The sequence below is a fragment of the Calidithermus chliarophilus DSM 9957 genome (assembly GCF_000430045.1).
GTDB lineage: Bacteria > Deinococcota > Deinococci > Deinococcales > Thermaceae > Calidithermus > Calidithermus chliarophilus.
In genome coordinates this window covers 1269174-1288353 of sequence record NZ_KE387023.1, presented here as the reverse complement: position 1 = coordinate 1288353, position 19180 = coordinate 1269174, and the positions used below count along the sequence as shown (strand labels likewise).

Annotated in this window: 20 protein-coding genes; 4 read left to right on the top strand and 16 right to left on the bottom strand. The window is 71.0% G+C overall.

Going from position 1 to position 19180, the window contains the following annotated elements; translation table 11 throughout:
- Positions 1-12: 12 nt before the first annotated feature.
- The 6 genes from MEICH_RS0106170 to MEICH_RS0106145 all read right to left on the bottom strand — a co-directional run bounded on the left by MEICH_RS0106170 (position 13) and on the right by MEICH_RS0106145 (position 5220).
- Positions 13-417, bottom strand: coding sequence for a DUF4279 domain-containing protein (locus MEICH_RS0106170; protein ID WP_027891886.1), 405 nt, complete (start codon positions 415-417; stop codon positions 13-15).
- Positions 414-1202 (bottom strand): GNAT family N-acetyltransferase, encoded by a 789-nt coding sequence (locus MEICH_RS0106165; protein WP_027891885.1) that lies wholly within the window; start codon positions 1200-1202, stop codon positions 414-416. Before MEICH_RS0106165 ends, MEICH_RS0106170 begins: the two co-directional genes overlap by 4 nt.
- Before the next feature lie 6 nt (positions 1203-1208).
- Entirely contained in the window at positions 1209-2306 is a 1098-nt protein-coding gene (locus tag MEICH_RS0106160; protein ID WP_027891884.1) for a C45 family autoproteolytic acyltransferase/hydrolase, read from the bottom strand.
- A gap of 187 nt (positions 2307-2493) precedes the next feature.
- Complete coding sequence (locus tag MEICH_RS0106155; protein WP_027891883.1) at positions 2494-3273, bottom strand: metallophosphoesterase; 780 nt, start codon at positions 3271-3273, stop codon at positions 2494-2496.
- Positions 3274-3364: 91 nt separating this feature from the next.
- Positions 3365-4321 (bottom strand): GNAT family N-acetyltransferase, encoded by a 957-nt coding sequence (locus MEICH_RS0106150; protein WP_027891882.1) that lies wholly within the window; start codon positions 4319-4321, stop codon positions 3365-3367.
- Positions 4312-5220 (bottom strand): GNAT family N-acetyltransferase, encoded by a 909-nt coding sequence (locus tag MEICH_RS0106145; protein WP_027891881.1) that lies wholly within the window; start codon positions 5218-5220, stop codon positions 4312-4314. The genes MEICH_RS0106150 and MEICH_RS0106145 overlap by 10 nt, the downstream gene beginning before the upstream one ends.
- A gap of 18 nt (positions 5221-5238) precedes the next feature.
- On the opposite strand from MEICH_RS0106145, the gene MEICH_RS0106140 reads away from it, so the two are divergent.
- Together MEICH_RS0106140 and MEICH_RS0106135 are read left to right on the top strand one after the other, a co-directional pair.
- On the top strand, positions 5239-5784 hold the full coding sequence (locus MEICH_RS0106140; protein ID WP_027891880.1) for a chromate transporter: 546 nt from the start codon (positions 5239-5241) through the stop codon (positions 5782-5784).
- Positions 5781-6305 (top strand): chromate transporter, encoded by a 525-nt coding sequence (locus MEICH_RS0106135; protein ID WP_027891879.1) that lies wholly within the window; start codon positions 5781-5783, stop codon positions 6303-6305. Before MEICH_RS0106140 ends, MEICH_RS0106135 begins: the two co-directional genes overlap by 4 nt.
- 30 nt (positions 6306-6335) lie before the next feature.
- On the opposite strand, the gene MEICH_RS23905 is transcribed toward MEICH_RS0106135, so the two are convergent.
- From MEICH_RS23905 to MEICH_RS0106115, 4 genes are read right to left on the bottom strand one after another with little or no spacing between them, the layout of a single operon-like run.
- Complete coding sequence (locus tag MEICH_RS23905; protein ID WP_051303971.1) at positions 6336-7289, bottom strand: GNAT family N-acetyltransferase; 954 nt, start codon at positions 7287-7289, stop codon at positions 6336-6338.
- A gap of 2 nt (positions 7290-7291) precedes the next feature.
- Positions 7292-8242, bottom strand: coding sequence for a GNAT family N-acetyltransferase (locus MEICH_RS23900; protein ID WP_051303968.1), 951 nt, complete (start codon positions 8240-8242; stop codon positions 7292-7294).
- Positions 8243-8253: 11 nt separating this feature from the next.
- Positions 8254-9063, bottom strand: a complete 810-nt coding sequence (locus MEICH_RS0106120; protein ID WP_027891878.1) for a GNAT family N-acetyltransferase — start codon at positions 9061-9063, stop codon at positions 8254-8256.
- A 33-nt stretch (positions 9064-9096) separates the two neighbouring features.
- Positions 9097-10062 carry a GNAT family N-acetyltransferase gene (locus tag MEICH_RS0106115; protein WP_027891877.1) on the bottom strand — a complete coding sequence of 322 codons (966 nt, stop codon included), beginning with the start codon at positions 10060-10062 and terminating at the stop codon, positions 9097-9099.
- A 31-nt stretch (positions 10063-10093) separates the two neighbouring features.
- On the opposite strand from MEICH_RS0106115, the gene MEICH_RS0106110 reads away from it, so the two are divergent.
- Positions 10094-10288: a hypothetical protein gene (locus MEICH_RS0106110; protein WP_027891876.1), complete on the top strand. Its 195-nt coding sequence runs from the start codon at positions 10094-10096 to the stop codon at positions 10286-10288.
- Here MEICH_RS0106110 and MEICH_RS23895 read toward each other — a convergent pair.
- From MEICH_RS23895 to MEICH_RS23885, 5 genes are read right to left on the bottom strand one after another with little or no spacing between them, the layout of a single operon-like run.
- Positions 10285-11346 carry a GNAT family N-acetyltransferase gene (locus MEICH_RS23895; RefSeq protein ID WP_157202635.1) on the bottom strand — a complete coding sequence of 354 codons (1062 nt, stop codon included), beginning with the start codon at positions 11344-11346 and terminating at the stop codon, positions 10285-10287. The two genes, MEICH_RS0106110 and MEICH_RS23895, sit on opposite strands and share 4 nt — an antisense overlap.
- Positions 11343-11858 (bottom strand): GNAT family N-acetyltransferase, encoded by a 516-nt coding sequence (locus tag MEICH_RS23890; protein WP_051303966.1) that lies wholly within the window; start codon positions 11856-11858, stop codon positions 11343-11345. The genes MEICH_RS23895 and MEICH_RS23890 overlap by 4 nt, the downstream gene beginning before the upstream one ends.
- Positions 11855-12835, bottom strand: a complete 981-nt coding sequence (locus MEICH_RS0106095; protein WP_051303964.1) for a GNAT family N-acetyltransferase — start codon at positions 12833-12835, stop codon at positions 11855-11857. The genes MEICH_RS23890 and MEICH_RS0106095 overlap by 4 nt, the downstream gene beginning before the upstream one ends.
- The gene (locus MEICH_RS30425; protein ID WP_027891874.1) at positions 12832-13779 is read right to left on the bottom strand and encodes a GNAT family N-acetyltransferase; all 948 of its coding nucleotides are present in this window, start codon (positions 13777-13779) and stop codon (positions 12832-12834) included. The genes MEICH_RS0106095 and MEICH_RS30425 overlap by 4 nt, the downstream gene beginning before the upstream one ends.
- On the bottom strand, positions 13776-14723 hold the full coding sequence (locus MEICH_RS23885) for an RIO1 family regulatory kinase/ATPase domain-containing protein (protein ID WP_051303961.1): 948 nt from the start codon (positions 14721-14723) through the stop codon (positions 13776-13778). The genes MEICH_RS30425 and MEICH_RS23885 overlap by 4 nt, the downstream gene beginning before the upstream one ends.
- A 338-nt stretch (positions 14724-15061) precedes the next feature.
- Between MEICH_RS23885 and MEICH_RS27840 the strand changes: the two genes are divergently transcribed.
- On the top strand, positions 15062-18724 hold the full coding sequence (locus MEICH_RS27840; RefSeq protein WP_084542202.1) for a GAF domain-containing protein: 3663 nt from the start codon (positions 15062-15064) through the stop codon (positions 18722-18724).
- Between the two features lie 181 nt (positions 18725-18905).
- Here MEICH_RS27840 and MEICH_RS23875 read toward each other — a convergent pair.
- The coding region (locus MEICH_RS23875) for a hypothetical protein (protein WP_036218384.1) at positions 18906-19180 on the bottom strand (275 nt) is incomplete at its 5' end.

Here is a 19180-nt window from a genome sequence, read left to right as displayed (position 1 = left end):
TAGGCCAGCGGGTTAGTTCAGGGGCCGGCCCGGGGGGTCGGGGACCGGCGAGGGGCGCAGCTCGAGCCGCACCGCCGCCTCGAGCCGGGCGAGGAGGGCGAGGGTGTCGGGGTCGAGCTCGAGGGAGGCGGCCCCCGCCGCCTCGACGGTGCAGGAGAACCCGACCCGGATGGCCTTTTGCTCGACCAGCACGGCCAGCAGGGGAGCCTTGGCTTTCAGGGGCTCGAGGAGGGTTCGCAGGGCGGCTCGGGGGTCGGGGGCCTCGAGCCAGGGGGTTTCCAGCGCCCAAAGCGCGGCCTCGGCCCCCTCCTCGCCCTTGCGGCGGGCGCGGGTGGGCCACAGGCCCACCACCTTGCTGAAGCGCTCGGGGTCGAGGGCCTTGAGCAGGCGCACCTCGAGGCTGGCCCGGACCCTCACCGCGGTTTCTCGAGGGAGAGGCGGGTGTAGGCCAGGCGGAAGCCCTGGCGCTCGATGTTGCGGGCCGAGGTGCTGCCGGGGGTGGCGGAGATCGCCGCGTACTCGCACCCCCCCTCCCAGGCCCGGCGCAGCCGCTCGCGCAGCAGGGCGGCCTGGATGCCGCGCCCGCGGTGGGCGGGCGCGGTGGCCGCGCCGTTGAGGAAGGCGATCCCCTCGCGCACGCGCATGGCCCCCACCGCTACGGCCTGGCCTTCCACGCGGCCCACCAGGCTCACCGCCTCGGGGCGCTCGAGCGCGACCTGCCCGAAGCGCGCCTCCTGCAGGGTGCCCCTCAGCTCCCAGGCCGCCCGGCTCGCGGCCAGCCACTCCTCGAGGTCGCGGGGCGGGCCGATCTCGAGGCCTCTGGGCAAGGGGGCCTCGGCGGGCGGCTCGACCCGGCGCACGTACAGGTTGATGAAGTGCCTCGGTTGGTAGCCCCGCCGCGCCAGCAGCTCCAGCACGGCGCTGCGGCCTAGCGGGCAGAAGGAGATGCGGGCGGGCACGCCGAGTTCGGCCAGGAAGGCCTCGCCCTGCTCGAGCAGGGCCTCGTCGGGCTCGGTGAACTCGAGGCAGGCCATCTTGTTGATGGGGTAGTCGGGCCCCATGCCGAAGGCGTAGCCCGGCCCCAGCGGGACCAGGGCGGCGCGGCTGCCGGGCTCGAGGCGGGCGAGGGTGAGGGCGTAGTCGGCGGAGTTGAGCGCGTCCACGCGCTCGAGGCGTCGGGCGAGTTCGAGGTCAATGACCATAAGGGTTCACAGAGCGTAGTGCTCGTACGGGTTCTCGTGGGGCGGGCCGTCGGAGATCCATAGCTCGAGGGTGCGGAGGTTCAGGATCACCGAGGCCACGGTGCGGTAGGGCTCGCCCAGCTCGTACTCCTCGGCGCTGGCGGTGCGGCAGACGGCGTAGGGCGCGCCGTCGCGGTCGCGCAGGGCTTCCTGAAGGTCGGCCAGGCCCGGCTTTTCCACCTGCCGCAGGCGCTCCTCGAGCCGCTGGTGGCGGTGGTCGGAGCGGTCGAGCCACTCGATGGGCGGCACCTCGATGCCGTGGGCCTGGGGGTCGAGGAAGTGGTTGGCGTGGACGAGTTGGCGCTCGTCCTGCCAGCGCACCACCTTGGCGGGGGAAACCTCGAGGTCTACGGCCACCTCCCCCTGCCCCAGCAGGAAGTTGCCGGAGGCGGTGCGCGGGGCGGCGCTCACCTTGGCCTCGGCCTCGGCCAGCGTGCGCGAGCGCAGGGCCTCGTAGGTGCGCAGGTGGAAGGGCTTGCCCAGCCCCGCCCAGTTGTCGCCCACCGCCACCAGCCCGTTGATGCACAGGCCCAGCCCGTGCGAGTTCAGCCCGATCTTGCCGCCGAAGATCCCGGCCTCGGTGAAGGCCAGCACCCGCGTCCCGTCGGGCTCGGTGACGTGCTGGAGGGCGCCCTTGGCGTCCTCGATCCAGTCCCAGTTCTGGCCCATCCACAACGCCCCGTCGGCGCTGTGGGCGGGCAGCAGGGCGAAGGCGGTGCAGCCGTTGGGGGCCTCGTGGCCGTGGTAGACGACGGTGTCGTCCTGGGCGAACTGGTAGTAGAGGATCTCGTAGCGCACGTTGAGGGTGGCGATGTCGACGAGGCTCTGCCCCGAGCCCGCCGCGATCCCCTCGATGCCCTGGGCATAGGCCGGGCTCTGCCCTCGGATGGCCCCCAGGTAGACCTCCCCACGCCGCCGGGCTTCGGCAGGGGGCAGCTTGCCCTCGACCTCGAAGCGGCGGAAGTAGACCTCGAGGTTGTGCGCGATGGCGTCGGCCAGGGCGCGGCCCTGGGTAAGGCCCTGGTCGTAGGGCGAACCGGAAAGTTTGACGTAAGGCAGGCTCATGGAATCTCCGTTGGAAAAGCTAGCAGCTATCAGCTATCAGACCTCAGCAAAAGCGGCCACAGGACCCTGGGTGACGCCTCGCTCGGGGAAAGTTCTCGCCCCAGCCATGGTCCATCGCCGGGCGTTGGGCGTTCGGCGTTGGGCATCTTCCGGCATCCGGCGCCTCACATGTTCTACCCCCCGCGCCCTAGTCCAACCGGTACACGAACCCCGGTCCCCCCTGGTACAGGCAGTGGTCGAGGTTGACGCACAGCCCCTCGGCGTAGACCAGCGGCTCGCGGACCTCCTCGGGGTGGCGCTCGAGCACGCTGTAGATGGGGGTGTGGCCGTGGACCAGGCGGCCCGCGCCCAGCAGGGCCAGCAACCCACGGGCCTTGGGGGCCCCGCCGTTCCAGAAGGCCATCCTCGAGGCGAAGCGCTCCTCGAGCCTGTCCCAGCGCACGGGGTCGCGCGAGTGGAGCACCGCGCGGATGTTGGCGTTGATCTCGCCGAGGCTCGAGCCGTACTCGAGGTAGAAGTCGCTGTCGGCGTGCATCAGCAGGGTGCCCTCCACCCGGGCCAGGGCGGGGCGGTGGGCCAGCCACTCGGCGTGCTCGGGGCGCAGGCGCTCGAGGTCGGCGGGCTGGCCCCGCGCCCGCAGCCACAGCTCGCGGAAGGTGAGGGTGATGCCGTCGTGGCGGAAGCCGCTGGGCTCGTCGGGGAAGTGGTAGGCCTCCAGCAGCAGCACGTCGTGGTTGCCCAGCAGGGCGTGCACCGCACCCCCGGCGCGGTAGGCCTGCTCCTCCAGGCGCATCAGCAGCTCGATCACCCCCACCCCGTCGGGGCCGCGGTCGGTGTAGTCGCCCAGCAGCCACAACCGGGCCTCGCCGCCGGTCCACTCCGCGCGCGGCCCCAGCAGCCCCGCCCGCTGGAGCAGCGCCACCAGCGCGGGCAAGCAGCCGTGAACATCCCCCACCACGTAATCCATGCCTGTATTTAACCTCCCGCGGAAGCACCCGCCATTAACCGAAGGGCGTGCCCGGCGTGGCTGTCGGCTATCGGCGACTCCCGCAGGGAGTCTACTCCGAGCGCAGCACCCGCACCACGTCGATCCAGGCGGGCTGCTTGACGAAGCCCATGGCCTCGTTGATGGCGAGCATGGGCCGGTTGGTCTGGTCGTTGAAGGTGCGGATCTCGCGCTTGCCCAGGGCCCTGGCCCGCGCCACGTTCTCCAGCTTCATCGCCAGGGCCAGCCCCTTGCGGCGGTGGGCGCGGCGCACGCCGGTGAGGCCGTTGTGCAGGCGGTGCTCGGGCTGGGTTTTCCAGAGCTGGCTGACCCCGGCGAACTCCCCGTCCGGGGACAGCGCGACGAGCAGGGTCTCGGGCTGGAAGTCGCGGCTGCCGAAGACCTGTTGCTCGTAGCGCTCGAGGGTGGGCATGGTGAAGGGGTGGGTGTGGGGCACGTCCTCGGAGACCTCGACGTCGAGCTCCCACAGCCTGCGGCGATTCTCGGGAGTGTCGCCCAGCTCGGCCCAGCTCAGGATGCGGTAGCCCGCCGCCCGCACCCGCTCCACCGCGTCGCCGAAGGGCGCGGGGTCGAAGGTGCTGAGGTCGAGCAGCGACTCCCAGGCCCGGCTCTCCTCGGCGAAGCCGTAGTGCCGGGCCACGGCCCAGCCGTTCTTGTCCTCGCGCACCGAGGCGTGCAGGCTGAGGGGCTCGAAGGCCTCGAGCTCGGCCAGCAGGTGGCGCCAGAGCCGCCCGCCGACGCCCCGGCCCTGCCACCGGGGGTGGACCTGCATGCCGATGGCGAACTTGCGGGGGTGGAAGAACCACTCCATGTGCTGGAAGGAGCCCGTCGCCACCACCTGGCCGCCCACCTCGGCGGCGTAGCGGCGGAACACCAGGTCGGCGCGGCGGCGCCCGTCGGCCTCGAGCCGGTCCTCGAGGGTCTGGGGGGTATCGGGCCAGATGGCGTTGTGGATCTCGAGGGCGGGCAGGTGGTCCTCGGGGGTGAAGGGCCGGATGATCAGGTCCATAGCGACTCCTTGGTGAGTTCGAGTTCGATCTGGGCGGGCTCGCGGACGAAGCCCAGCCGGGCGTTGACCGCCAGCATGGGGGCGTTGCCGGCGGCGTTGTTGGTGTGGAGTTCGGCGAAACCCAGGCGGCGGGCCTCGAGGATCGAGCAAACCTTGAGCGCCGTCGCCAGGCCCCGGCCCCGGTGCGCGGGGAGCACGCCGGTCATGGCCGAGTGCAGCCCGCTCTCGCCGCGCCGCCGGACCAGGCTCAGGCCCGCCCACTCCCCCTCCCGCACGGCGACGAAGCTGGTCTGAGGGTGGAAGGCGGGGTGCAGGACGAAGCGGCGGCGGAACTCCTCCAGGCTTAGCGGCTCGGCCTCGCCGGAGCGGGGCACGTCCAGGTAGGTCTGCCGCAGCAGGGGGTACAGGCGCTCGGGGTCGGGGAGGACGGCGTAGCTGTGGAAGGCGTAGCCCTCGGCCTCGAGCCGCCGCCTCAGGCCCTCGAAGGGCGCCGGGTCGAAGGCGGCGAGGTCGAGGTGCTGGTGGTAGCCGCGCAGCGACTCCCGCCAGCCCCGCCGGGCGGCGAAGGCCAGGGCGTAGGGGTGGCTCTCCTTCACGAAGGCCAGGGTGCGCTTGGGGGGCAGGGCCTCGAGCTCGCGCAGCAAGCGGGCGTAGAGTTCGCGCCCCAGGCCCCGGCCCTCGAACTCGGGGAGCACGCCGACTTCGAACTCGTAGAAAGCACCCCGGTCACGCAGGCCGGCCACCGCCACCGGCCCGTCGAGCTCGAGCAGGAAGCGCCGCACGGGGTTGTGGCGGTCGAGGTGGGCGAAGTCCTCCAGGCTGCGGAAGTGCTCGGGCCACAGCGTGTTGTGGATGCGGGCGATGGCCGGGTAATCGGCGGGATGGGCGGGCCTGAGCATAGTATCCTCACTTCCAGCGTGCGCGTGCCGTTGCCTCAATTGTTTACCGCTTTTCTCTACGTCGGCCTCACCGCCTTCGGCGGCGGGGGCACCGCCCACATCTACGAGCTCATGGTGGTGCGGCGGGGCTGGCTGAGCGAGCGGGAGTTCCTCGAAACCACTGCCCTGTGCCGGGTGCTGCCGGGGCCGGTGTTCGCCAACCTGGCCGCCCACCTGGGCGCGCGGCTGGGCGGGGCTTTGGGCGGGGTCGCGGCCCTGGCGGGGGTGCTCTTGCCCGGCGTGAGCCTGATGCTGCTCCTGAGCCTGGCCTACTTCCGCTTCGGGGCGCTGCCGGGCTCGAGCGTCGAGGGTGCGCTGAGCGGGGTGGCGGCGGCGGCCATCGGGCTGATCCTGGCTACCGTGCTGCGCCAGGCCCGGATCGGGCTGGACTCGCTCAAGGCGGTGCTGCTGGCGCTGGTGGTGTTCGTGACCTACGGGTTGCTGCACTGGTCGCTGCTCCTGGTGCTGCTGCTCACCGTGCCGGTGGGGGTGGCGCTGTACTGGCGGGAGGCCGAGGCGGGGTGAGCGAGGGGCTCGAGGTCTTCCTCACCTTCCTGCGGCTGGGGCTCATCAGCTTCGGGGGCGGGATGGCCAACCTGCCCGAGATGGCCCGCACCCTCATCGCCCAGGGCTGGGTCACGCCGCAGCAGTTCGCCGACGGCTTCGCGCTGGGCCAGTTCGTGCCGGGGCCCAACATGCTGGCGGTGGTGTTCTACGGCCTGAGCGCCGCCGGGCCGCTGGGGGCGCTGGCCGCGCTGCTGGGCATGTTCCTGCCGGGGGCCGCCGGGGCCGTCGTGCTGGTGCACGGCTGGCGGTGGATGGCCCGCGCCCGCTGGAGCCGCGCCCTGCGCAAGGCGCTGGTCCCGGTGAGCATGGGTCTCTCGCTGAGCATGCTGCTGGTGCTGATCGAGCTGGGGATGGACAAGCCCTGGAGCTTCGCGGTGATGGCGCTGGCGACCCTCCTGATCTACCGCGGGGCCAACATCCTGGCGGTGATGCTGGGCGGGGGCGTGCTGGGCTTGTCGGTCAGCCTGCTTTGGGGATAGCACGTCCTTACCTCTGGGCAGGGGCCGGCTTCAGAGCTCGGCGGCCAGCGTCTTGCGCATCTGGATGGTGGCGGCCTGGGGCACGAAGCCCAGCTTGCGGTTGAGGCCCAGCATGGCCCGGTTGGGCGAGTCGTTGAAGGTGCGGATCTCGAGGCCCCCGTGCTCCAGGGCGTAGCGGATCCCGGCCAGCTTGAGCGCCAGCGCCAGCGACCTGCCCCGGTGCTCGCGCAGCACCCCGGTGAGGGCGATGAGGTAGTAGCCGTCGTAGGCCCACAGGTTAGAGATGCCCACCCACCGCCCGTCCTTGAGGGCGACGTAGCAGGCCTCGGGCAGGGCGCGGGGGTTTTGGGTCCACTGCTTGCGCCACTGCTCGAGGGGCTCGCGCTGGGGGGGCTCGTCCATGGGGATGTCCTGCATGAGCTGCCAATGCAACTCGTAGAACTTCTGCTCGCCCTGAGGGTCGGCGAGTTCGGCATAGGTGCGCAGGGCGTAACCTTCGGCCCCCAGGCGCTGCTCGAGAAGGGCGTAGGGCGTGAAGTCGAAGGCCTTGGGGTCGAGCCGCGATTCGAACATCCGCCAGAACTCCTCGAAGCCCCGGTGCCGGGCGAAGGCCAGGGCCTCGCCGCGCCGCTCGTCGAGCGAGCAGAGCAGCTCGCGGGCGCCCAGGGAGCGCAGGTGCTCGAGCAGCCGCTCGTACATCAGGCCGCCGATGCCCCGGTTGCGCTCGTGCGGGAGCACGCTCAGCCGCACCCCGAAACGGCCTTCCCGGTGCATCGCGCTCAGGTGGCCGGCGCTCGCCACCCCCACCACCTCCCCGTCCTCTTCGGCCAGGAAGACCTTCCAGTAGTAGCGGGGGTCGCGGGTGGCGTCGTCGCGCTCGAGGTCCTGGGCGCTGCGGGGCCACTCGGGGTAGACCGCGCTCAGCACCGCCGCCATGGCCGCGTAGTCGGCGGGGAAACTCGCTTCCCGGAAGCGGAGGCCCATGCTCACAGCTCCTTTTGCAGCGTCAGGCTGGCGGGGCCGGGCACGAAGCCCAGCTTTCGGTTGATCGCCAGCATGGGGGCGTTGCGCGAGTCGTTGTCGGTGCGGATGCTCTCGAAGCCCAGCTCCCGCGCCAGCCGGACCCCCGCCACCTTCAGCGCCAGCGCGATCTTGCGGCCCCGGTACTCCCGCCGCACGCCGGTGATCCACAGGTCGAGATCCTTGGAGTCGCCCACGCGGAACAAGCCGCTCATGCCCACCCAGCGCTCGCCCTCGAGGGCCACCAGGAAGAGCCGGGGGTCGTAGTCGGGGCCTTGCAGGATGTTGCGCACGAAGAAGTCGAGGGTGATGGGGGTGGGCGGGGCGGCGCGGGGGATGTCGAGGCGGAAGTCGGAGAAGAGCTCGTGGAGCTTGCAGGCGGCGTCGGGGTCGGCCTCGAGCAACCGGGCGAACGACGCCAGCCGGATGCCCTCGGCGGCCAGCTTCTCCTCCAGGCCCGCGTAGGGGCTCAGGTCGGCGCAGCGCAGGTCGAGGGTGCTCACGAAGTCGCGCTTGAGTTCGCGGAAGCCCCGCTCCCGCGCGAAGCGCAGCCCGCGCTCGCTGGACTCGCGCACCTGGGCCAGCAGGTGCTGGGGCCGGTAGGGCTCGAGGGCTTCCATCAGGCGGGCGTAGAGGGCCTTGCCCAGGCCCCGGCCCAGGAAGTCGGGGTGCAGGTAGAGCTCGAGCGAGAAGCGCTGGGGGTGGTAGGAGCCGGGGCTCTGGTCGTGCTGCGCCACCCCCACCACCCGGCCCCCCGCCTCGGCCACGAAGCGGGCGAAGCGGTACTTGGGGTCGCGCTTGGCGTCGCTGTTCTGCTCCTCGGCCACGGTGCGGGACCAGTCGGGGTTGTGGAGGTTCCAGAGTTCGACCATGGCCGGGTAATCGGCGGGCTCGAAAGGGCGGATGCGAAAGCTCATAGGGTGTTCCTCTAGCCGTTGGTGGGGTGCCACTCGAGCCCCCACATGGGCTCGCTGACGCGGAAGCCCACCGACTCGTAGATCCGGATGGCGACGTAGCCGGGGTCGGCCACCATCACCAGGGTCTGGGCGCCCATCTCGTGCAGGCCGATGCGGGCGGTGTGGTAGACCAGGGTGCCGCACAGGCCCCGGCGGCGAAAAGCGGGGTGGGTCTCGACGGTCTGGAAGCGCCCCAGCCCCTCCCACACGAACAGGCCCAGCGTGGCGGCCAGGCGGCCCTCGAGGTAGGCCCCGAACCACTGCCCCAGCCCGGCCGCGACCATGCGGCGGTACTCCTCGGCCTTGCGAGCCACGAAGTCGCGGTAGCCCTCCCCCTCGCGCTTCTCGGGGGGCTCGGCGGCGTTGACGGCCAGCGCCAGCTCGACGCGCTCTTCCCAGTCGGCGTCGCTGAGCAGGGGGCGCACCTCGCAGGCCGTATTGAGCTTGGGCGGCTGGACCACGCTGCGGGCGCTGAGCACCGCGCTTTGCTCCAGGCGGAAGCCGGCTTCGAGGAAAGGCCCCACCTCGCCCGGCTCCGCGCCGTCCCAGCCGAAGGCGAAGTGGGCGTAGGCGGGCGGGGTCCCGATCTCGCGGGCGAAGAGCGCCTTCCAGCGCTCGAGGTCGCCCGCCTGCGGGGGGCGGTCGAAGATCAGGAAGTTGCCCCAGCGGTAGCCGGGGTTGCGGGGGGTGCGCACGGCCAGGTAGCGCTCGCGCCCCACCACCTCCCCCTCGAAGCGGCGGAACATCAGGTCGGTGCGGTAACCCAGCGATTGCAATTGCATGACGGGTGCTCCTTGATGGGGGTGCCGGGGCGTTCAGCCCTCGCGGAAGACCTTGACGAAGTCGATCCAGGCGGGCTGCTTGACGAAGCCCAGCGCCTCGTTGATGGCGAGCATGGGCCGGTTGCCCGCCTCGTTGCCGGTGCGGATCTCGCGGGCCCCGTGCTCCTTGGCGAAGCGGATGCCCTTGAGCTTGAGGGCCAGCGCCAGCCCCTTGCGCCGGTAGGCCCGGCGGGTCCCGGTCAGGCCGGTGGCCAGGTAGTCGCCGTCGGTCTTCCACAGGGTGCTCAGCGCGACGTACCGGCCGCTCGAGCCCTCCACCGCCACGAAGTGGGCCTCGGGCAGGTAGTATTGGCTCTCGAAGACCCACCGGCAGTACTCCTCGAACGACACCTCGCTCATGGCGTCGGGGCGGGGCACGTCGAGGCGGGCCTCGAGCCAGAGGTCGTACAGCTTGCGCCGGTGCTCGGGATCAGGCTCGAGCTCCTTCAGGCTCCTGAGCTCGAAGCCCGCCCCCTCCACGGCCTCGATGCGGCCCGCCCAGGGGGCGAAGTCGAAGGCGGCCAGGTCGAGGCGCGACTCCCAGTAGCGCATCTTCTCCTCGTAGCCCAGCTTTTGCAGCCAGGCGAGGGCTGCGGCCTGGTCCTCGCGGGCCGTGCTCAGGATGGAAATCGGGTCGTGGGGCTCGAGGGCCTCCATCAGCCGGGCATAGAGGGCCTTGCCGATGCCCTGGCCGCGGAACTCGGGCCGCACCGTGACCCAGGCCGCGAACTTCTGGGGGTGGTACATCCCCTCGAACTGGGTGTATTCGGCGTGGCCCACCATGCGCCCGTCGAGCTCGGCCACGAAGCGCCCCCACTTGACCTCGGGGGCGTGGTCGTCGTCCTCGCGCAAGCGGGCCTCGGTGTGGGCCTCGTCGGGCCAGGCCGCCTTGAACACCTCGGCGATGGCGGCGTAGTCGCGTTCTTCAAAAGGGCGAACGGTCAGGTTGAGCGTTTTCATACTTTCTCCGGCGGTCGGCTATTCTTAGGGCGTGGACAAAGCCCGCCGTTTTCTGGCCAGCCTGGTCACCACGCTGATCTTCGGATTCATCCTCTACAAGGTGCTCGAGCGGCTGTTCGTGGTGGTCTGGGTGCAGATGCCCTGGTGGGGGCTGCTGCTGTTGCTGGTGGTGCTCTTCCTGCTCATCGACTACATGGTCAGCCGCCTGTTCGGCCTGCGGGACTAGCCCTCGGCCTTCTCGTAGTCGGGCTCCTCGCGGCCCCGCCGGTACTTGCTCTCGTCGAAGGGCTCGACCGGCTGGTCGTCGAGGCGCTTCATGTAGCGCAGCCTCGAGGGGTAGGGCTGGAAGCCGATGGCGAGGTTCATGCCGTACATCACGAAGTTGGGCGGGTCGTTGAAGGTGCGGATCTCGCCGCCGCCGTGCTCCTGCACGTAGCGCATCCCCCGCAGCTTGAGCGCCTTGGCCAAGCCCTTGCCGCGGTACTCGCGCAGCACCCCGGTCATGCCGATCACCCAGAAGCCGCCGGGGTTCTTCATCAGGCTGGTGTAGCCCACGAAGCTGCCGGTGAGGGGGTCGTCGCGCCGGGGGTCGAGGGCGACGAAGCTGGCCTCCTTGATGAAGTGGGGGTCGTCGAGCTCCTCCTTCATCCACTGCTCGAACTCGCGCTTGGTGAAGGTCACGCCCATGGGCACGTCCTGGAAGAGGATCCAGTCGAGCTCCCACAGCTTGCGCGCGGCCTGGGGGTCGGCGGCCATCAGCTCGGCCAGGCTCCTGATCTCCAGCCCCGCCTCCGCCACCTGCTGCTCGATGTGGGCGTAGGGGGCGAAGTCGAAGCCCTGGGTCTGCAGGCGCGACTCGTAGCGCTTCCACTCGAGCACGAAGCCCCGCCGCTCCACGAAGGCCCGGGTCTCGGGCTTGTCCTCCCCGAACATGCACAGCACCTTCTTGGGCACCACGGGGGCTTGGGTCTGGAGGTGGGCCATCAGGTGCTCGTAGAGGGCGCGGCCGATGCCCTTGCCGCGGAAGCCGGGGTGTACGCGCACGTTGACCCAGTACTTGCCCTCTTCCCAGGCCCAGTCGTCCTCGCCCAGCCCGGCCACCGCCACCACCCCGGCGTCGGGGTACTCGGCCACGAAGTCGGCGCTGTGGTACTTGGGGTTGCGCTGCTGGTCCCAGCGCGCCACCATCTCGGGGGTGACCGGCCACTCGGGCTCGGCGGCGGTGAGGACCTGGGCGATCACGGCGAAATCGGCGGGCTTATGTACGGGGCGAATCTTGATCATGAAGGTTCTCCTTGCAGGGCTTGCGCCTCGAGCCAGGCCGCCATGATGCGGGCGCGGGCGGCGGGCTCGAGCCATAGCTGCATGTCGTAGCGGTCTAGGCCTGGAGCATAACCGTTAGACTCGGTTTTGATGGTGGCGAAACCCAGCTTCTCGAAGAAGCCGCAGGTGTGCTGGCTGGTGTCCAGGCGGATGAAGGCCACCTCGGGGTGCTGGACCAGGCGGTACAGGCGCTCCAGCAGCAGCTGCCGGCCCAGCCCGCCGCCGTGGTGGCGCCGGTGCACCATGCCCCAGCACAGCCCGCCCTCCCCGCGCTCGGGGGCCACGTAGTAGCCCCCGCAGCCCAGCACCTCGCCCGCGGCCTCGAGCACGAAGTAGGTGCAGGGCAGCTCGTCCAGGAACTCGGCGAACTCGGCCTCCTCGTGCGGGGCGAAGTAGCGCGGCACGTTGGAGCGGAAGACGGCGAGGCAGGCTTCGCGGTCGTGGGGCTGGTAGGGCCGGAAGGCGGGGCTCATGCGCCGTCCCCGAAGTCCTTGCGGAAGGTGATCCAGGCGGGCATCTTCCAGAAGCCCAGCCGCTCGTTGATGGCGAGCATGGGCCGGTTGCTCGAGTCGTTCCAGGTCTTGATCTGGGCGTAGCCCTCGCGCTTGGCCCACAGCAGGTTCCTCACCTTGAGCGCCAGGGCCAGCCCCCGGCGGCGCCACTCGGGGCGGGTGCCGGTGGCCCCGTTGTAGAGCTCGCCGCCCTCCTGCGCCTTCCAGATGGTGCTCACCGCCAGGTACTCCCCGTCCTTGAGCGCCACCAGCCAGCTATCGGGCGAGAGGTCGGGGCTTTGCAGGTAGTGCCTGACGAAGTGCTCGAAGTCGTAGCCGGTGTAGGCGTCGGGGGCGGGCATGTCGCGCTCGGCGGCGAGCTCGAGCTCGTAGAGCTTGCGGTCGCGCTCGGGGTCGGCCTCCAGCTCGCGGATGCTCTTGAACTCGAAGCCCTCGGCCTCCAGGCGCTCGAGGAGGGGGAGGTAGGGGGCGGGGTCGAAGGCCTGCACGTCCAGCCGCGACTCCCAGGCCCGCCGCTCCTCGGCGAAGCCGCGCTCTTGCAGGAAGCGCACCCCGCGCTGCAGGTCCTCGCGCACCCCGGCCCGCACCGTGAGGGGGTCGAAGGCGATCACCGCGTCCAGCACCCGCTGGTACAGGGCCTTGCCGATGCCCTGGCCCTGCTGCTGGGGATGGACCAAGACCTCGAGCCAGAACTTGCGCGGGTGGTAGTTGCTGGCGCTCTGCCCGTACTGGCTCACCCCCACCACCCGGCCCCCCGCCTCGGCCACGAAGCGGGCGAAGCGGTACTTGGGGTCGCGGTTGCGGTCGGTGTGCCGCCACTCCTCCACCGAGGCGGGGTAATCGGGGTAGACCGCGTTGTTGACCTCCACCGCGGCGGCGTAGTCGGCCTCGGCGAAGGGGCGGATGGTCAGGTTGGTCGGGTTCACGGTGCTTTTCACGTTTCCTCCCGGACGAGCAGGTTTTTCTTGAGGTGGAGCTGGGCGGGTTCTTTCTCGAAGCCCAGCGCCTCGTTGATGGCGAGCATGGGGCGGTTGACCTGGTGGTTGTTGGTGCGCACGTAGCGGTAGCCCTGCTGCCGGGCGTGCTCGAGGGCCCGCAGCTTGAGGGCGAGGGCGATGCCCAGGCGCCGGTGCGAGGGCAGCACCCCGGTGAGGCCGGTCTGGAGGGTCTGCGGGCGCGGCGACCTCCACAACTGCGACACCCCCACCATAGCCTCCCCCTCGAAGGCGATGAAGTTGGCCTCGGGGATCATGTTCCGGTCGCTCATGACCCGCTCCTGCCACACCTCGAAGGGCCACACCTCCACCGGCTGGGCCGAGGGCACGTCGCGCAGCAGGGCCGCGATCAGGGCGTAGTAGCACCGCTGCACCGCCTCGCTGCGGTAGTCGAGGTCGGCCAGGGTGCCGATCCTGACGGGCTCGGGCAGGGGCCGCCGGAAGGGGGCGGGGTCGAAGCGCTCGAGGTCAAGCGTACTGGCCCACATCCGGTCGTAGATTTCGAAGCCCTGCGCGGCGTAGAAGGCGGCCTGGGGCCAGTCCTCGCGCACCCGGCTCACCAGCGCCTCGGGGCGGTGGGGGGCGATCTCGCGCTCGAGCACCCCCCACAGCGCCTCGGCCAAGCCCTCGTGGCCCGCCAGCAGGCCCCACTCCACCTCGAGCTGCCCCGGCACCGGGTTGAAGCGGGGGGTCATGAAGGCGAACCAGCCCACCGCCTCACCGCCGTGCTCCACGAAGAAGGTCTGGGCGATCTCGTCGGGGCCCTTGGTGGCGTCGAAGTGGCGAAGGGCCTCCAGGGTGCGGGGCCGGTCGGGGTACACCGCGTTGTTGAGCCGCACGTAGAGCGCGTAGTCGCCGTCGCTGAAGTCGAAAGGCCGGATGTTCACAGGTAACTCACCTCCATGGGGGTGAAGCGGGTGGGGTTGGCATGGGCAATTTGCCAGACCTGGCGCAGCACCGCCTCGGGCTTTGGGTGGAGGCCCAGGTGGCCGAACGTACGACACAGGCCCCGCACGTCGCGCTGCAAAATCTGCATCGCCAGGGGGTTCTTGTCCCACTCCACCATCTGCGGGAAGTCGATGACCACCACCCGGCCCTCGTGCCACAGCAGGTTGAAGGTCGAGTAGTCACCGTGGATCTTGCCCGCCGAGAGGATCAGGCCCAGGTTGCGAACGGCCTGCTCGAGCGCCTCCTGGGCCTCCTCCCGGCTCAGGCCCGCCTCCGAGAGGCGCGGGGCGGGGCCGTCCTCGTCGCCCACGAACTCCATCAGGATCACGTTGCCCGCGTGGGCGACGGGCTTGGGTACGGGCACGCCCAGTTGGTGCAGCGCGTGGAGCTGGCGGTACTCCTCCTCCACCCACAGCACGTTCTGGGCGCTGATGCCGAACTGGCTGCGCTGGTCGATGGCCTTCTCCATCCGCTGGTTGCCGATGAAGCGGCCCTGGCGGTAGAGCGCGTCGTTCTTGAACGAGCGCACCCGGCTGTCGACGTAGAGCTTGGCCGCCAGCAGGGCCTCGGGGTTATCGGGCCAGGACTTCTCGGTGGCCCGCACCACGTAGACGGTGGCCTCCTTGCCGCTGCGCAGCTCCCACAGCAGCTCGCTGAACTGTTCTTTCTCGTAAAGGCTCTGCAGGCCCGGGTCGCCGAACTTGGGGGCGCGGGGGTCTTTGAGGCCCTCTTCCAACAGCTTCTTGACCGAGCGGCGGCGGGGGGGCTTGCGGGCTAAGCGGTGGGCGCGCCCGGCGAAGTGCTGCCGGGTCTCGGGGTCGTCCTCGAGACCCGTCTCGGCCTCGAGCTCTTCGTCCAGCCAGCTTTTGGTGTCGTGGAGCATGGATTCAACCTCGAATAGCAAACACAAACGGAAGTCCGGGGGCCTTTGGCGTGCCCCCGGACAGATAATCGGTTCTGTCTATGCTGCCGACATAACGGCACGGAGGCAAACCACGGAAGAGACGCCAGTGACGGCTTGGGGAAGGAAGCAGTGGCTCATCATCATCGTGGTCACCTCCTTTCGGAGTGGTGCAATGCAGAGAGTGTAGCACGCCCCCCCATCTCCCGCGCAAGCCCCCCGTGGGCCAGGCCACGCCCGCGCCCGTGGCCGGCGCTTTCGCTCGGCTTTTGTACCGAGTACACCGCCGGCCGATGCAAGATGCACTACCATTTAGAGATATGGCCCCGGCCCCCGACCCCCGCAGCGCCGGGGCACGTCCTGCCGAGTCCAAGGCGGAGCCCCCTTACGCCACCTTGTTGCGCACCGTCGAAGCCCTGGCCACCCGCAGCGAGGCCGAGGCGTGGCAGAGCATCCTCGAGTCGGCGGTGGCGGTGGTGCCGGGGGCCGAGGCGGGCAGCCTGCGGCTGCGCCAGGGCGAGCGCTACCGCTTCGTGGCCCAGGTGGGCTTCGGCGAGGAGGTGCTGGGGATCGAGACCAGCGAGGAGGCCGCCGTGCAGTGGTACGGCGACCCCGAGGGCTGGCGGCGGGGCGAGCCGCGCATCCTCAGCCGCGAACAGCTCCACCCCACCATCGAGCTCGACCCCAACAACCAGCACCTCGTCGAGCGCATCGGCAAGCACATGACCCAGATCCAGGCCAACCTCTCGGTGCCCATCGTGCTGCGCGGCGAGACGGTGGCCGAGATCAACCTCGACTCCCTCAGCGACCCCGCCGCCTTCGACGCCGACTCGGTGCACATCGCCCGCGACTACGCGCTGCAGATCACCGCGCTGCTGGTGGCCCGGCGCGACCGCGAGGAGCTCGAGGCCCGCGCGCGCGAGTTCGAGGTCATCGAGGCGGCGACCGAGGCCCTGCGGGGGGCGACCTCGAGCCGGGGCATCGCCGAGCGCCTGCAGGTGGAGATCGCCCGGCTGATGAACTCCGAGCACGTGGTCGTCGGGCTGCTCGACCCCAAGGACGCCGCGTTGCGCCTGGAAGCGGCCCAGGGGCTGTTCGAGGTCTTCCTGGGGGCGGAGGTGCCCCAGGGCAGGGGGCTGGCCTGGCGGGCGCTCGAGCAGCGCCAGCCCGTGCACACCCCCGACGCCACCCAGGACCCCCGGGCCTACCTCCCGCCGGCGCGCCGGCGCCACAAGGTCCCGCCGCACGAGCAGCTCGTGGTGCCCTTCTTCGCCTCCGACGGCAGCCCGCTGGGGGTGCTGGGCTCGGGGCGCCGCCACCCCGGGCGCTACAGCCCCCTCGACGTGCGGCTGCTGCAGGTGGTGGCCAACGTGGCCGCCACCGCCCTCGAGCGCGTGCGCGAGACCGAGGCCCTGCGCCAGCGCCTGCACGAGCTGGAGGTGCTCGAGCAGGTCTCCAAGGCCCTCAACGACGCTCTCGCCGCCCAGGACGTGCTCGAGACCGTGGCCGGCCAGATCACCAAGCTGATGGGCTCGGTGAGCTCGGGCATCTTCCTGCTCAGCCCCGACGGGCAGGAGCTGCGCATGGCCGCGGCCCGCGGCAGCTTCACCGCCTACTTGGGGGTGGGCGTGCCCAAGGGCCATGGCCTGAGCTGGGTGGCGGTGACAAGCGGCCAGCCCGTGCTCAGCGCCGACGCCCTCAACGACCCCCGGGTCTATACGGCCTTCCGCCAGCAGGAGCTGCCGCGCTCGAGGGCGGTGGTGCCCATGTACGACTCACACGGCCAGGTGCTGGGCACGCTGGTGGCCTCGCGCAACGAGCCCAACGCCTTCTCGCCCAAGGACGTGGGGGTGCTGCAGGTCATCGCCAACGTCACCGCCTCCGCGCTGGAGCGGGTGCGCTCGAGCGAGGGCCTGCAGGCGCGGCTGCGCGAGCTCCAGACCATCGCCGACATCTCCCAGGCCCTCAAGGACGCCGCGACCCGGCAGGAGATCGGGGAGCGGGTGGTGAGCGAGACCGCCCGGCTGCTGCAGTCCGAGCACGCCGCGCTGCTGACGCTGACGCCTTCGCGCCAGGAGCTGGAGGTGGTGGCGGGGGCGGGCTGGTTCAGCCAGGTCGAGGCCTTCTGGGTGCCGCGCGGCATGGGACTGGCCTGGTACGCGCTCGAGTCGCGCCAGACCGTCTACAGCCCCGACGTGGCCGACGACCCCCACGGCTTCACCCCTGAAGCCGCCCGCGAGGGCGGTCTCAACCGCTCGCAGATCACCCTCCCCCTCTTCGACTCGGCCGGGCTGCCGCTGGGCGCGCTCATCTGCGGGCGCAACGCCTTCGACGGCTACACCCCCCAGGAGGTCCAGCTCGTCGAGCTCATCGGCAACCTCACCGCCAACGCCCTCGAGCGCGTGCGCACCACCGAGGGCCTGCTCGAGCGGGTGCACGAGCTGGAGGTCATCGGCAGCCTGACCCGCGCGCTCAGCGACGCCCGCAGCGGCCAGGAGGTGGCCCAGACCCTGCTGGCGGTGGCCCGCGACCTCAGCCACGCCGACTGGGTGGCCCTGTACCGGGTGAGCGCCCGCGACCGGCTGCACCTGGTGGCCGAGCTACCCCCCGCCGCCGACTTCGAGGCCCCCCACAACCCCGGCCTGGCCTGGGCCGCGCTGGAGAGCGGGCAGCCCTACCTCGTCCGCGACGCCTGGAGCGACCCGCGCATCTACCGCAACGGGGCCAGCGAGCGCTGGCCGCGCTCGCTGGTGATCCTGCCCCTGCTGGACTCCGCGGGCACGCCGGTGGGGGTGCTGCACGTGGCCCGCCAGGCCGCCGGCGCGCTGGGCGAGCGGGACCTGCACCTGCTGAGCCTGGTGGGCAACGTGGCGGGCAGCGCCTTCGAGCGGGTGCAGGTGAGCGAGAGCCTCCAGACCCAGATCCAGGAGAAGCAGGCCCTCCTCGACCTCTCCCACCTCATCGAGGAGACCTACCCCCAGGTGCTCGACCGCGCCATCGAGCGCATCCGCCAGTTGGCTGGGGCCGAGCTGGTGATCCTGGGGCGGCGGCGGGGCGAGACGGTCCACGCCCGCAGCGTGGCGGGGGAGCTCGAGCTGCCCTGGCCGCTGGCCGCCGAGGTGAGCGTGAAGACCCTGAGCGAGCTGGGGCTCTTCGAGCGCGGCCACGCCCACATCCCCGACAGCAGCCACCACCCGGCGCTGGAGCCCTACGCCCGCCTAGGGGTCTACAGCTTCTACGTCACCATGGCCAGCCGCGAGAGCGGCGCGGAAAGCGGCCTGACCTTCTGCCGCCGGGTCAAGGGCGGCTGGAGCGAGAGCGAGCGCCGCCTGATGGACGGCGGGGCGCGGCTGATCGGGGCCTTGGTGGCGCGCCTGGAGCGCACCCAACGCCTGGAGGACGCCTACGAACGGGCCCTGCGCGCCATCGGCGTGGCGCTCGAGGCCCGCGACCGCGAGACGGCGGGGCACACCGACCGCGTGGCGGCCATGGCCACGCAGATGGGCCAGGCCCTCAGCCTCGACCCCACCGCCATCCGCGACCTGCGCTGGGGGGCCTACCTGCACGACATCGGCAAGCTCACCATCCCCGACGCCATCCTGCTCAAGCCCGGCCGCCTCAGCCCCGAGGAGTTCGCCCTGATGAAGACCCACGCCCCCATGGGCGACGACCTGGTGCGCAACCTCCCCTTCGTGCCCCTCGCCGCCCGCCAGGTGGTGCGCCACCACCACGAGCGCTGGGACGGCCGCGGCTACCCCGACGGCCTCAAGGGCGAGGCCATCCCCCTCCCCGCCCGCATCTTCGCGGTGTGCGACGTCTTCGACGCCCTCACCTCCGAGCGCCCCTACAAGTCGGCGCTGGGCCGGGAGGCGGCTGCGCTCGAGCTGTGGCAGAGCGCCCGCACGGGCCACCTCGACCAGGACCTGGTGCGGCTGTTCCTGCGGTTGCAGCAACTGGATTCGGTGGTGGGGCCGACGGATTAGCGGGGGTCGGGGGTCGATAGCTGATAGCCGAACGCCCGACGCCAAACGCCCTTTCTTTACCCCCCTTAGCAAGGGGGGCTGGGGGGATACCCCCTCCCCGCGTGCGGGGAGGGGTAAACCACGAGCCACAAGCTAACCGCTAACGGCTGATAGCTGATAGCTGAGGGCTCAAAGCTTCCCCCTACTCTCCCTTCACCCCCACGTAAAGCCCCCGCCCGGTAAGGCCCTGGGGGTCGAAATCGACGCTCAGACTGGCCTGCTGGAAGGCGTTGATGTACTCCTCGTGGGTGAACAGGAACAGGCGCAGTTCCTCGGTGAAGTACTCGACGCCCTGGGGGCGGGCGAGGAGGTAGTGGAACTCGAGCACGCTCTCGCGCCCCTCCTGGCGGCTGACGTTCATGCGGGCCACCTTGAGCTCGGGCTCGTCCACGAAGACGGCGTGGGGGCGGCCGTTCT